10 protein-coding genes and 1 pseudogene are annotated in these 12,258 nt (G+C 66.3%); 3 read left to right on the forward strand and 8 right to left on the reverse strand.

The genetic code is table 11. The features are described 5' to 3' along the window. Positions 1–249 precede the first annotated feature (249 nt). The 3 genes from ACI2KK_RS24205 to ACI2KK_RS24215 form a co-directional block, all read right to left on the reverse strand. Entirely contained in the window at positions 250–1,110 is an 861-nt protein-coding gene (locus ACI2KK_RS24205; protein ID WP_404670932.1) for a CAP domain-containing protein, read from the reverse strand. A 104-nt stretch (positions 1,111–1,214) separates the two neighbouring features. Continuing rightward, on the reverse strand, positions 1,215–1,478 hold the full coding sequence (locus ACI2KK_RS24210; protein ID WP_404670933.1) for a hypothetical protein: 264 nt from the start codon (positions 1,476–1,478) through the stop codon (positions 1,215–1,217). A gap of 60 nt (positions 1,479–1,538) precedes the next feature. Beyond that, positions 1,539–2,087 (reverse strand): AAA family ATPase, encoded by a 549-nt coding sequence (locus ACI2KK_RS24215; RefSeq protein ID WP_404670934.1) that lies wholly within the window; start codon positions 2,085–2,087, stop codon positions 1,539–1,541. Positions 2,088–2,338: 251 nt separating this feature from the next. Between ACI2KK_RS24215 and ACI2KK_RS24220 the strand changes: the two genes are divergently transcribed. Then, entirely contained in the window at positions 2,339–2,629 is a 291-nt protein-coding gene (locus ACI2KK_RS24220; RefSeq protein WP_404670935.1) for a YceK/YidQ family lipoprotein, read from the forward strand. Between the two features lie 34 nt (positions 2,630–2,663). Here ACI2KK_RS24220 and ACI2KK_RS24225 read toward each other — a convergent pair whose 3' ends face one another. The 4 genes from ACI2KK_RS24225 to ACI2KK_RS24240 form a co-directional block, all read right to left on the reverse strand. Further along, positions 2,664–5,042 (reverse strand): TonB-dependent siderophore receptor, encoded by a 2,379-nt coding sequence (locus ACI2KK_RS24225; protein WP_404670936.1) that lies wholly within the window; start codon positions 5,040–5,042, stop codon positions 2,664–2,666. A 20-nt stretch (positions 5,043–5,062) separates the two neighbouring features. After that, complete coding sequence (gene fhuF / locus ACI2KK_RS24230) at positions 5,063–5,770, reverse strand: siderophore-iron reductase FhuF (RefSeq protein ID WP_404670937.1); 708 nt, start codon at positions 5,768–5,770, stop codon at positions 5,063–5,065. Then, entirely contained in the window at positions 5,767–7,434 is a 1,668-nt protein-coding gene (locus ACI2KK_RS24235; RefSeq protein ID WP_404670938.1) for a cyclic peptide export ABC transporter, read from the reverse strand. The genes fhuF and ACI2KK_RS24235 overlap by 4 nt, the downstream gene beginning before the upstream one ends. A 289-nt stretch (positions 7,435–7,723) precedes the next feature. After that, on the reverse strand, positions 7,724–8,695 hold the full coding sequence (locus tag ACI2KK_RS24240; RefSeq protein WP_404670939.1) for a FecR family protein: 972 nt from the start codon (positions 8,693–8,695) through the stop codon (positions 7,724–7,726). 213 nt (positions 8,696–8,908) lie between these two features. Between ACI2KK_RS24240 and ACI2KK_RS24245 the strand changes: the two genes are divergently transcribed. Together ACI2KK_RS24245 and ACI2KK_RS24250 are read left to right on the forward strand one after the other, a co-directional pair. After that, positions 8,909–10,237 (forward strand): lysine N(6)-hydroxylase/L-ornithine N(5)-oxygenase family protein, encoded by a 1,329-nt coding sequence (locus tag ACI2KK_RS24245; protein WP_404670940.1) that lies wholly within the window; start codon positions 8,909–8,911, stop codon positions 10,235–10,237. Next, positions 10,234–10,851: pseudogene (locus ACI2KK_RS24250) on the forward strand (GNAT family N-acetyltransferase); the annotation flags it as partial. The gene ACI2KK_RS24245 and the pseudogene ACI2KK_RS24250, both read left to right, overlap by 4 nt. A 427-nt stretch (positions 10,852–11,278) precedes the next feature. Here the strand turns inward: ACI2KK_RS24250 and ACI2KK_RS24255 are convergent. Next, the gene (locus ACI2KK_RS24255; RefSeq protein WP_404670941.1) at positions 11,279–12,226 is read right to left on the reverse strand and encodes an alpha/beta hydrolase; all 948 of its coding nucleotides are present in this window, start codon (positions 12,224–12,226) and stop codon (positions 11,279–11,281) included. Positions 12,227–12,258: the final 32 nt, after the last annotated feature.

Raw genomic sequence — 12,258 nt, forward strand, 5'->3', positions numbered from 1 at the left:
CGGCCCGTCGGCGCGTACCCCCGGAGCAAGCCCGGAGTGAGGGTACCCCGGAGCGAAGCGCAGGGGCCGGATGAATGGAGCGAGGATTTTTTGGTAACTTTTTGATCCCTCAAAAAGTTACCCGCCGTAAGGGCGGAAAGGTGAATAAGCGTCAATACAAATAATGAATGCGCATACAACTATCAAAACCAACCAACCAACCAACCAATGGCATACACCACAATATAAGCCACCAACACAGCCCCGCCACTACGGCGCCCCAAACAGCATCGTCCAATACACCCCCTCATCACTACGAGAATTCTCGGCAACCCCCGCCCCCACTTGCGTAAACATCGGGTTCATCAAGTTGGCACAATGCCCCGGGCTTGCCAGCCAACCCGCCATCGCCGCCCCCGGCGCCCCCTGCCCGGCTGCGATGTTCTCGCCAATCTGCCGGCCACGGTACCCAGCCCCCCGCGCACGGTCCGCCGGCCAATCGCCATCGCGGTCACGGTGGGCAAAGAAGTTATCGTTGGCCATCGCCCGGCTGTGCCGCTGCGCCGCCACGCCCAAAGCGCTGTTCCAGGCCAGCGGGCGCGCAGCGGCAAAGCGCTGGCGGCCACACAGCCGCGGTTTGGCCCGCGCAGCATTGACCTGTGCCAGCAACGCCTGGCCCGCAGCGCGCCCATCGCCAAGCCGGGCATCGAGCAGCGGGCGCGCCAACACTACCTGCCACTCGTTGCGCGTACGGCTGACGCCAATGTCGGCAAACTGCGCCTCGAGCAAGGATGAGCAGTACTTGCTGCGCAACATGCCAAACGCCTGGCCGGCATCCTCGGCACCGACCAGGCGGATGGCACGCACCTTCACTGCCTGGTAGCCAACAGCCTTCAAGCGCTCGCGCAAGGCACCAGCAAAGCCGACTGGCAACGCCAGGTTGGCTTCAAGCACCAGCGGCGCCGCAGCCTGCGCCATGCGCCCGTCACAACGCTGCGGGTGGGTGCGGTAGCCATTGATCACGTCCACCAACTGCCGCTCGCCGCTGGCCTGGACGGGGCTGGCGAACAGCGGGAGCAACGGCAGGAGGCACAGCGAGACAACAGGGGCGCAGCGGGCTACTAGGCGCATGGGGCGGACAGCTCTGTGGGTGCTTGAAAGGCTCGCCTAGGACTGCGCGCCTCAGCACTGGTTCACAGGCTGGGATGACAAATTTATCGAGGGGCCCTGGGCTCTCAACCAGCCCTTCTGCCAGCGCACTCCCGCGCGATCCGCAGCCATGCCTCCCGGTCGGGCTGCAACGCCGGGTAGGCGCGCAGCGCCACATCCACCGTTGCCTGCAGAACACCCGCCATGGCCAGGCCAATGGCTTCTTTGGCCGCTGCATGGTCCTCATCGGGCAGGTGCTGCAGCATGCGCTGCAAGCTGCTGTCGAGGGCGGCAGTTGCATCGATGCCACCGTCGAGCAGGGCTTCTGCGGCGTTAGGGGTCAAGTTCATTGGCGTCTCATCCATCAGTTGAAGTTCTGGATGGAATAGACGCAGAAATACCACCGTTTTTCAGCGCCTGGCTTGCACCGGCGGCTGTTGGGGTGAGGCATCGATGCTGCACAAAAACGCCTTGGCCTGACGGTTCGAGCGCAGGTAGACCACACGGCAGGTCGGCGGCGCGGCCAACATCAGTTGCCGCATTTTCAGCCGCGCGGTTTTGCGCGTACGCCACATGAACCCGAAGAATTCCGGCAGGCTGCCCAGCCGCTCCGGGCAGTTTTCCGGAAGGTCCGGCCGCGATTGGCCGCGCTGGGCCAGGGTGCGCCGCAGCACGCGCCAGAAGCGCAGCGGCGCGCCGCGGTCGATCCAGATCAGCAGGTCGGCGCGGGCCAGCCGGTTGCCCCAGGTGGCGGAGTGGCCGCCCTCGAAGACCCACTGCTCACGGGCCTCGACCTCGTGGCACAGGCGGGTCTTCTCGGCCGGGCTGCGCTCCACCCAGCCGGGCTGCCAGTGGATGGTGTCGATGTGTACCACCGGCAGGCCGGTGCGTTGGCCCAGCTGGCGGGCCAGGGTGCTTTTGCCAGAGCCTGGCTGGCCGACGATCATTACCCGTTGCATTGGAACTCCCTTTCGCCATGCATCCTGATTTTTCGGGGGCGGGAGTGTACGGGAATGCTTGCGCGGCTGCTCGCGAATCATGGCACCGGCTGCGCCGGTGATCGCCGGCAAGCCGGCTCCTACAGGGTTGCGCGAAGCCTGAATCAGGCGCTGTACCTGTAATCGATGGACTCGCCCCCACAGGGTTGCGCCAAAGCACCACACCTGTAGTATCCGCGCACGGATAACCACCCCATCCATACAGGGACTGTATGCCCGCAAGAATTCTGTTGATCACCACCCTGCTGTCGCTGGGCGGCTGCTTCAGTACCCTCGGCCACATGAGCGGCGAGCGCTGCGTGTACCACGGCACCCGGGCATCCTGGGCCTGGGCCAACCACCCCGACACTATGAGCAGTTGGCCGTTCTTGATCGATGCGCCCTTCTCGTTCGTACTGGACACCGTGCTGCTGCCCTACGACCTCACCGCCTTTCTGCCCGAAGACATGGGCGGTGACCCGTACGAATGCGTGATCAAGGGCGGCCTGAACGTCATCATGTGATGGCCGCGCAGCCGCCCCCTGTTGGCGCGCCGGCTTACCAGTTGTAGGTCACAGTGCCGTACATCGTGCGCTGCTGGCCATACTGGCAACCCACGTTGCTGAAGCAACCGGCCACGTAGTCCTCGTCGAACAGGTTGGTGGCGTTCAGCGACACCTCCAGCCCGTCCAGCGACTTGTCCACCTTGCCCAGGTTGTAGGCCACCAGCGCGTCGACCACGGTGTAGCTGTCGACCTTGAAGCTGTTGGCCGAGTCACCGAAGGTGCTGCCCACGTAACGGGCGCCGGCGCCAATGCGCAGCCCTTCGAGCAGGCCGCCCTGGAAGCTGTAGTCACCCCAGATCGAGGCCATGTGCTCGGGGATGCGGAACGGCGTGTTGCCCTTGGTGCCCAGGTCCGACTTGGTCACCTCGACATCGTTCCAGGTGTAGCTGCCGATCACGTTGAAGCCCTTGCTGATCTCGGTCTTGGCTTCCAGCTCGACGCCCTGGGAACGTACTTCGCCTTCCTGGCGCGAGAAGCCGTTGACGGTCTCAGTGGCGTTCTGCTTGGTCAGGTCGAACACTGCCAGGGTGTACAGGCTGTTGCCGCCCGGCGGCTCGTACTTCACACCCACTTCGTACTGCTTGCCGACCTCGGGGTCGAGCTGCGAGTTGTTGGCGGTCACGCCCATCACCGGCAGGAACGACTCGCTGTAGCTGGCGTACGGGGCAATGCCGTTGTCGAACAGGTAGACGATGCCGGCGCGGCCGCTGAACTTCTCGTCCTTCTGCGTCTGCGGGTCGCGGTCGTCCTTCTGGTTGCTGGCCCAGTCGTAGCGGCCGCCGAGCAGGAACACCCACTTGTCGATCTTCAGCTGGTCCTGCAGGTACACGCCGGTCTGCGACAGCTTCTGCTCGTAGCTGGCGCTGCTGAACGGCGTAAAGCCCAGCGGCTGGCCATACACCGGGTTGTACACGTCAAACAGGCCGTTGATCAGGTTCAGTGACTGGGTCTGGTCGAACTTGCCGTTGTTGTAGTCCACGCCGGTCAGCAGGGTGTGCTCCACCGGGCCAGTGGCGAAGTTGGCCTGCACCTGGTTGTCCATGGTGAACAGGCGCCCGTCGCCCTTGCGCGCATCGGCGTAGCGCATGTACTGGTCGGCGATCGGCATGAGGATGGCGATCTCCGCGCTGGACTGGCGGTAGTCGCTGTAGCGCACGTTCTGGCGCAGGGTCCAGATTTCGTCCAGGTGGTGCTCGAACACATAACCCAGCGAGGTCTTCTCGTTGGTCATGTAGTCGTAGGCGCTGTCGCCGACATAAGTATCACGGTCCAGGCGCCCGCGCGGGTCGTGGAACACCGTGCCCTGGGCCGGCAGTGGGTTGGCGAAGTTGCCGGTCTGCTTCTGGTACTCGGCCAGCACGGTCAGCTCGGTGTCGGCGTTGGGCCGGAAGCTCACCGCCGGGGCCAGGTACTCGCGGCGGTTGGTGATGTGGTCGGCCTGGGCATCGGCTTCGCGGAACAGGCCGGTCAGGCGGTAGCTCCACACGCCCTCCTCGTCCAGCTTGTCGCCCAGGTCGAAGGCCGCCTGCTTGTAGTCGTGGTTGCCTGCCTGCAACTGCACCTGGCGCAGCGGCTCGGTGGTCGGGCGCTTGCTCACCAGGTTGATCTGGCCACCGGGGTCGGAGGCGCCGTACAGCACCGAGCTGGCCCCGCGCAGCACTTCGATGCGCTCCAGGCCATAGGGCTCAGGGGCGTCCCACCCTAGAAAGTCCGGCAGAAAGGTGCGGGTACCATCGCGCAGCATGCGCCCGGTGCCCTGCTGGAAGCCGCGGATGGTCAGCTGGTCGGTGACGAACTGCGGGCCGGCCAGCTCCGAGTTGATGCCCGGGGTGTAGCGCAGGGCCTGGGCCACGGTCTTGGGTTGCTGGGCCTGGATCTGCTCGCGGGTTACCACCGACACCGAGTACGGGGTTTCCAGAATCGGCGTGTCGGTCTTGGTACCGGCCGAAGCGCGCTTGGCCACGTAGCCGTCGTCCGGGGTCACCGAGCTGTAGGCCTGGCCCGAGATACTGGTGCTCGGCAGCATCAGCGCGGCGTCGTCACTGCTGCCCTGCAGGGTGACGTGGTTGCCTTCGATGCGGTAGGCGATCGAGGTGCCCTGCAGCAGCTGGCGTAGCGCCTCTTCCGGCTCCATCTGCCCGGACACACCGCGGCTGCGCAGGCCCGAGACGGTGTCCTGGTTGTAGATGATCTGCAGGTTGGCCTGGTTGCCCAGATCGGACAGCGCCGAGGCCAGCGGTTTGGCCGGGATGTCGATGCGCACCGGCTCGGCCTGGGCCGGCAGTGCAGCGGCGATGGCCAGGCCCAGGGTGGCGGCGGCGATGCAGCGGCGCAGCCGGATGGCCGGTTGATTCAACGAAAACGCGCTCATGATGCTCCTGACAATTATGGTTATGTTGGCGTATTGATGAGGTTCTGGCGCCTGGCCAGCGGGCAGACCACGCAGCGCTGCAACGGCAGGCGCTCGCGCAGGCAACAGACCCGCCGCGTCACCCCGGCGGCATCACGCCGCAAGGCTGCACGCAAGGCACCGCAGGCATCCTGCCGACGGGTATCGCGAAAATGCGCGCGTGCTTCCCCCAGCGCGCGGTCGGGCAGCCAGCCCTGGGCCATGTCCAGCACCCAGTCGATGCACAGCGCCACGTTGCCCCACAGCAGCCGCGGCGCCAGCCCGGTGTGGGCGGCGAAGCGGCTGACCAGGGGGTGCAGCAGTTGTTCTTGCAGCAGGTCCAGCAGGCGCGCGCCATTGCGCTCGCCAGGTACCGCGCCTGAAGGCGGCGGCAGGTGCAGTTCGGCCGGCGCGCCTTGGGCATCGACGGTCATGCGCAGGCGGGCCGGGTCCAGGCTCGGAGGCTCAGCCTCCAGCAGCCCGCCCAGCAGCAGCGGCGGCAGCAGCAGCGCGCAGCTTTCCTGGTGCCACTGCGAGGCCACCGCCCGCGGGTCGGCCTGCGGCCAGGTGCGGGCGTAACGCGCCAGGGCAGCGCCCAGCAGCTCGGGCTCCAGCCAGCGGCTCAGCGACGGCGCGTCGCTGTGCGGCAACTGCCGCCAGCGTGCGGCCAGCGGCTGCAAGTCCGCCGGCAGGCGCTCGGCCAGGGTCACGTCAGGTCGGCCTCGGTGGCGCCGGCGTGCTGGCGGACCAGGCGGCCCTGCTCGATACGCAGCAAGGTGTCGGCGGCGTCGAAGTAACGGTCGTCGTGGGAAATCACCACGATGGTCTTGCCCAGGCGTTGCAGGTCGGGCAGCAGCTCGGTGTAGAAGATGCGGCGGAAGGTCGGGTCCTGGTCGGCGGCCCATTCATCGAACACCAGCACCGGGCGGCCTTCGGTCCAGGCCTGCAGCAGCGCCAGGCGCTTGCGCTGGCCGGTGGACAGGTCGAGGGTGGAGAAACGGCCATCGTCGAGGCTGACCTTGTGGGCGATCTCCAGGCGCTCCAGGTAGGCCATGGCATCAGCCGGCACATCACCGCCGGCCTGCACCAGGTCTTCGAACAGGAAGAAGTCCGAAAGCACCGTGGTGAACAGTTGGCGGTAATCGTCACGCTGCTGTTCGTCCACCGGCGCACCGTCCAGCAGCACGCTGCCGCTTTGCGGCACGTACAGGCCCAGCAGCAGCTTGATCAGGGTGGTCTTGCCGCCGCCGTTCTCGCCGACGATGAACACGATCTCGCCCTTGCGCAGCGACAGGTTCACCGGGCCAATGGCAAAGCCCGGAGCGCCGTCTTCAGTGGCGTACTGGTAATGCACGTCGCGCAGTTCGATGCTGTCGATGGCAGTGCGCGCCGGGGCGTCCTTGGCCTCGCGCAGGCACGGCTCGGGCGAGGTGAACAGCTCCGAAAGCTCCGCTACCCGGCGGAACGCCACCTGGGCGCGACCGATGTTCGGCAGCGTGCCCAGCAGGTGTTCGAGCGGGCCTTTCATGTACAGCAGCACCAGGATGAAACCGCTGAGGGTGGCGGTGCTGGTGCTCGGCCACATGGCCTGGAAGCCCAGCGCCACGCCGATGACGATGAAGAACAGGGTCGAGCCCACGCCCTTGGCCACGACGAACTGGTTGATCGAGTTGACCTGCTTCTGGCAGATCGCATCGGCAGTGCCCTCGATGCTCTGGCCAAGTAGACGCAGGCGGCGCGGGCGGTTGATGCGCAGCTCCTTGGCGCCCTCGGCGATGGAGCGGTAGTGCTTTTGCAGGTCGTCTTCCAGCTCGCGGGCCTCGAAGAAACCCTTGATCCCCCGCGAGCGGGCATAAAACTGCGCCACCGAGCCCAGCAGAATGGCCACGGTGGTGGTGATGAACATCGCCGGCGACAGTTGCACCAGGTACACCAGGCAGCCGAGGGTGACACTGGCCGACACCGCCAGCGGTGCGAAGGCAAAGGCAAAATCGCTGATGGTGTCGACGTCGTGGGTCAGCACCGGGATCAGCCGGTGGCTGCGGTAGCGCTCCAACTGGTCGATCGGCGCGCTGAGAATCTTCAGCCCCAGCGACTTGCGCAGCCGAGCGATCACATGCTGGCCAACGTAGTTGGTGCCGATGTCCGAAACCACCGAGCCCAGCAGCGCCAGCAGGCACAGGCCGGCAAAGCCCAGCAGCAGGCCACGGCTGGCGCCGCCTTCGGCGTGCAGGGCATGGTTGATGGTGGCCAGCAGGCCGGTGATGCTCAGGCCGCCGAGAATACCCAGCACGGTGGAGACCAGCAGCAGCGGCCAGAACGGGCGCAGAATCTGGGTCAGTTCACGCAGGTTGGTGTTTGGGGGAGTGCTCATCGTCGGGGTTCCAGGCGGGTCTTGCCTGAACGACGAATGAGGTTGGTTTTTGTTCAGCGAATTTTCTGCGGGCGGCTGTCTGGTGTTGCCTGTACCGGCCCCATCGCCGGCAAGCCGGCGTCTACAGGGACGGCATCGGCCAGCAGGTCATGCGAACCCTGTGGGAAGCGGCCTTGTGTCGCGACTGGGCTGCGTAGCAGCCCCGGCGATGTTGCAGGGGACAGAGCTTGGAGCGATCACGGCAGGAGCCGGCTTGCCGGCGATAGGGCCATCAGCCCTGGCGCACGCCTCAGCGCGAGGAAATCAAGATCACGCCGTCACCCTGGCGCAATTGCACCGGCAACACCCGTGGCAGGGCCTTGACCAGCTGGCTCAGGTCGCGGGTGTCGTAGATACCGCCAAAGCGCAGCTCGCCAGCCGTGCTGCTGGCGTCCAGTTGCAGCGGCACGTCGAGGTAGCGGTTGATCTGCGGCAGGGCGTCGCGCAGGCTGATGTCATCGAGCATCAGCTTGCCATTGCGCCAGGCCAGGGCCCGCGCAGGGTCGGTGCGACCCAACTGCAACATGCGCCCGTGGCGCACCACCGCCTGCATGCCGGCGGTCAGCTCGGCGCCCTGGTTGCGCCCCTCACCGCCGTCATTGCGCGACACCAGTACGGTGCCCTCGGTCACGGTGACGGTGGTCTGCACCTCGGCGGTCCACACATTGAAGTGTGTGCCGGTCACCCGCACCCGCGCATTGTCGGCGCTGATCACGAAGGGTTTGTCGAGGTCGCGGCGCACGGCAAAGTAGGCCTCGCCGTCGCGCAGCAGTACCTGGCGCTGGTCGCGAAAACCCAGGTACAGCAGGCTGGTGCGCAGGTTCAGTTCTACTTCGCTGTGGTCGGGCAGTTGCACCTGGCGGCGGCCCTGCTCGGCCATGTAATAACGCACGCTGCCGGGCAGCACGCCCCACGACCAGCCTGCGGCCCAGGCACCACCTACCGCCAGCAGCACCGCCGCCGCGCGCGCCAGCAGGGCGCCCGAGCGCCGCCGGCGCACAGGCAGCGCCACGGGTGCTGCTGGGCGCGGCGGCAACTGTTCGCTGACCTGCCACACCCGGCACATGTTCAGGTACTCCTCGGCGTGCACCGGGTCGGCGTCGTACCAGCGCAGGAATTCGATGCGGTCGGCGTCGCTGCACTCATCATCGAAATGCAGGCGCACGCACCAGTCGGCGGCCATTTCGCTGGGAGTTTTAGGGGCTTGGGGAGGGGTTGGCATGTGCGGCTGGCGGTATGGAAATTTCGCCAAGCTTACTCCAAGTCAATGGCTTGTGGTGGCCTGGAGCCCCAATTCTGCGTTTTTAGGAATTAACCCCGTCGCCGGCACAGGTATCACTGAACATCCCCGCCGCTCATTCGTCAACGCTGATGAACGCCCCTGCACCGCCCCCTGTCGGCGACCCAGGGCAGCCCATCAAAGGAGGATCCGCGCATGCCCAGCACCCAGCCCTTCGACGTTATCGGCGTCGGCTTCGGCCCATCCAACCTGGCCCTGGCCATCGCCCTCGAGGAGCAGGCCGAAAACGGCGCCCGCCGCGCGCGCAGCCTGTTCCTCGACCGCCAAACCGACTACCACTGGCACGGCGACACCCTGGTCAGCCAGAGCGAACTGCAGATCTCGTTCCTCAAGGACCTGGTCACCCTGCGCAACGCCACCAGCCGCTACAGCTTCGTCAACTACCTGCAGCAGCACGGCCGCCTGATCGACTTCATCAACCTCGGCACCTTCTACCCCTGCCGCATGGAATACAGCGACTACCTGCGCTGGGTGGCCACCCACTTCAGTGATCAGTGCCAGTACGGCGAGCGCGTCGAGCGCATCGAGCCGGTCAACAACGGTGGTGGCGACATCGAGCTGCTGGACGTGATCTCGGTCGACAGCCACGGCCGCGAGCACCGCCGGCGCACCCGTTCGGTGGTGGTCGGCACCGGCGGCACGCCGCGCATTCCCACGGTGTTCCAGGGCCTGCGCGACGACACCCGGGTGTTCCACCACTCGCAGTACCTGAGCCGCATCAACCAGCAGCGCTGCGCCCGCGGCGAGCCAATGCGCATTGCCGTGGTCGGCGGCGGGCAAAGCGCCGCCGAGGCCTTCATCGACCTCAACGACAGCTTCCCCAACGTGCGCGTCGACCTGGTGCTGCGCAGCGAAGTGCTCAAGCCCGCGGACGACAGCCCGTTCGTCAACCAGATCTTCGCCCCGGAAAACACCCACCTGTTCTTCGACCAGCCCGAAACCGAGCGCGAACGGCTGATCAGCGAGTTCCACAACACCAACTACTCGGTGGTGGACCTGAACCTGATCGAGCAGATCTACGGCATCTTCTACCGCCAGAAAGTCTCGGGCAAACCGCGCCACGCCTTCCGCTGCCGCACCCAGGTGCTCAACGCCAGCAGCCAGGAGCACGGTGTGCGCCTGCAGATGCGCGACATCGCCACCGGCCAGGAAGAGGCCCACCACTACGATGCAGTGATTCTCGCCACCGGCTACGAGCGCAAGTCGCACAAGGCCCTGCTGGCGCCATTGGCCGAGTACCTGGGCGACTTCGACGTGGAGCGCAGCTACCGCGTGCGCGCCACCCCGGCACTGAAAGCCGGCGTGTTCGTGCAGGGCTTCTCCGAGGCCAACCACGGCCTGAGCGACACCCTGCTGTCGGTGCTGCCGGCGCGCGCCTGGGAAATCTCCGAAGCCCTGCTGGCCAACGCCGAGGCTGCCGAACAACGCGACCAGCGCCAGGGCCTTAAGGAAACCGCAGCATGAACATGAGCACCGGGCCACTGAGCCCCGCCCTGCCCCGCAGCAAGCCCAGCGGCGAGCTGTACCGGCGTTTCGACGAGCGCGTGGGGGCGTGGTTCTCGCTGCGCACCCTGGACATCGAGACAGACCTTGAGCGCTTCAACCGTTGGCAGAACAGCGCCCGGGTGGCGCATTTCTGGCAAGAACAAGGCAGCCTCGACGAGCACCGCGAATACCTGCAGAAGGTCGCCGACACCCCGCATATCTTCAGCGTGATCGGCTGCTTCGACGACGAGCCGTTCGCCTACTACGAGGTGTACTGGGCCCAGGACGACCGTATTGCGCCGTTCTACCCGGCCGGCGAGTTCGACCGCGGCATCCACATGCTGGTGGGCGAGGAACACCACCGCGGGCCGGCCAAGGTCGACTGCTGGTTGCGCTCGCTGGTGAGCTGGCTGCTGCTGGACGAGCCGCGCACTACCCGCGTGGTGGCCGAGCCGCGGGCCGACAACGCGAAGATGATCGGCTACATGGAGTCGGTGGGGTTCTACAAGGAGAAGGAGTTCGACTTCCCGCACAAGCGCGCCGCGCTGATGCTGCTCGAGCGCCGCGATTTCGGGCCGGTGCTGGTTGGCTGAGATTGTTGCAGAACTGCACACAACTCATTGATTTAGCAAGGACCTGTGGGAGCGGGCTTGCCCGCGAACACCGGCGAAGCCGGTGCCAAACACCGCGTCGCCTGCTTCGCGGGCAAGCCCGCTCCCACAGGGGTCGCGGCGGGTTCGTCCCCAGTTCTCTGCGCGACAGCGCATGGGCTGGGTGATCTCCTACAGGTACGGCACTGACCTGAAGCTCATGCAATCCCTGTGGGAAGCGGCCTTGTGTCGCGATGGGCTGCGAAGCAGCCCCGACAATTTTGCATGATGCCAAAATCTTGGGGCCGCTTCGCAGCCCATCGCGACACAAGGCCGCTTCCCACAGGGATTGCGCCAAGGCCAAGCCCTGCACTGAACCTGTAGGAGCTGGCAAGGCGGCGCTCGATTTCAGAGGCGCTGAAGACCTACCTCAAGCCCTCAACGCCTCCCCCAGGCTCTGCGCCATCTGCCCATACACTTCATCAATCCCCGGCATGATCGCCGCCATGCGCAGCAGGTCGTGGGTCGCGGCATAGCGCTGGCAGTTCACCGCCACCCCCGCCTGCTGCAAGCGCTCTGCATAGGCCTGGCCTTCATCCAGCAACGGGTCGTACTGCGCCAGGGCGACGAAGGCCGGCGCCACGCCGCTGAGGTTTTCACACAGCAACGGCGAAAAACGCCAGTCCAGGCGGTCATCCGCAGTGCGCTGGTACTGCTGGTAGAACCACTCCAGTGTCGCGCTCTCCAGCAGGTAACCCTCGTCGAACAAGTCGTTGGACACCGTGGTGCGCGACGCATCGGTGCTGGGGTAGCACAACAGCTGCAGGCGAATCTGCGGCGTACCCGCCTGCGCCGCCTGAATCGCCAGCACGGTGGCCAGCGTCGCCCCGGCGCTGTCACCGCCCACGGCCAGGCGGGCAACGTCCAGGCCATGGGCCGCGCCCTCGGCCAGCAGCCAGGCCAAGGCGTCCTCGGCGTCGAATACTGCTGTAGGGAAGCGCTGCTCCGGCGCCCGGCGGTAATCCACCGCCAGCACCGCGCAGGGGGTGCGTGCAGCAAGCTCGGCGCAAATCCCGTCGTGGGAGTCCAGGCTGCCGACCACATAGCCACCGCCATGCAAATACAGCAACACCGGCAACGGCCCGTCGCCGGCCTGCTGCGGGCGGTACAGGCGCAGGCCCAGCGCCGCGCCGTCGCGGCTGCGGGCACTCAGCGCCTGGCGCTGAACCTGCGGCCAGGCCCAGACCAGCCCGCGCGAGGCCTGCTCGAACTCCTCACGCGCCGCCTGCGGGCTCAGGGCATGCAGCGGCGGGCGGCCGGCGAGCCGGCCCTCCTCCACCAGGTCCAGGAACGCGCTCAATTCAGGGTGCAAAGACATACCGGGTAATCCTTCAATAGCGGGCAAGCGGC

Origin of the sequence: Pseudomonas sp. NPDC089406 (assembly GCF_044900265.1) — a bacterium.
GTDB classification, from domain to species: Bacteria; Pseudomonadota; Gammaproteobacteria; order Pseudomonadales; family Pseudomonadaceae; genus Aquipseudomonas; species Aquipseudomonas fakonensis.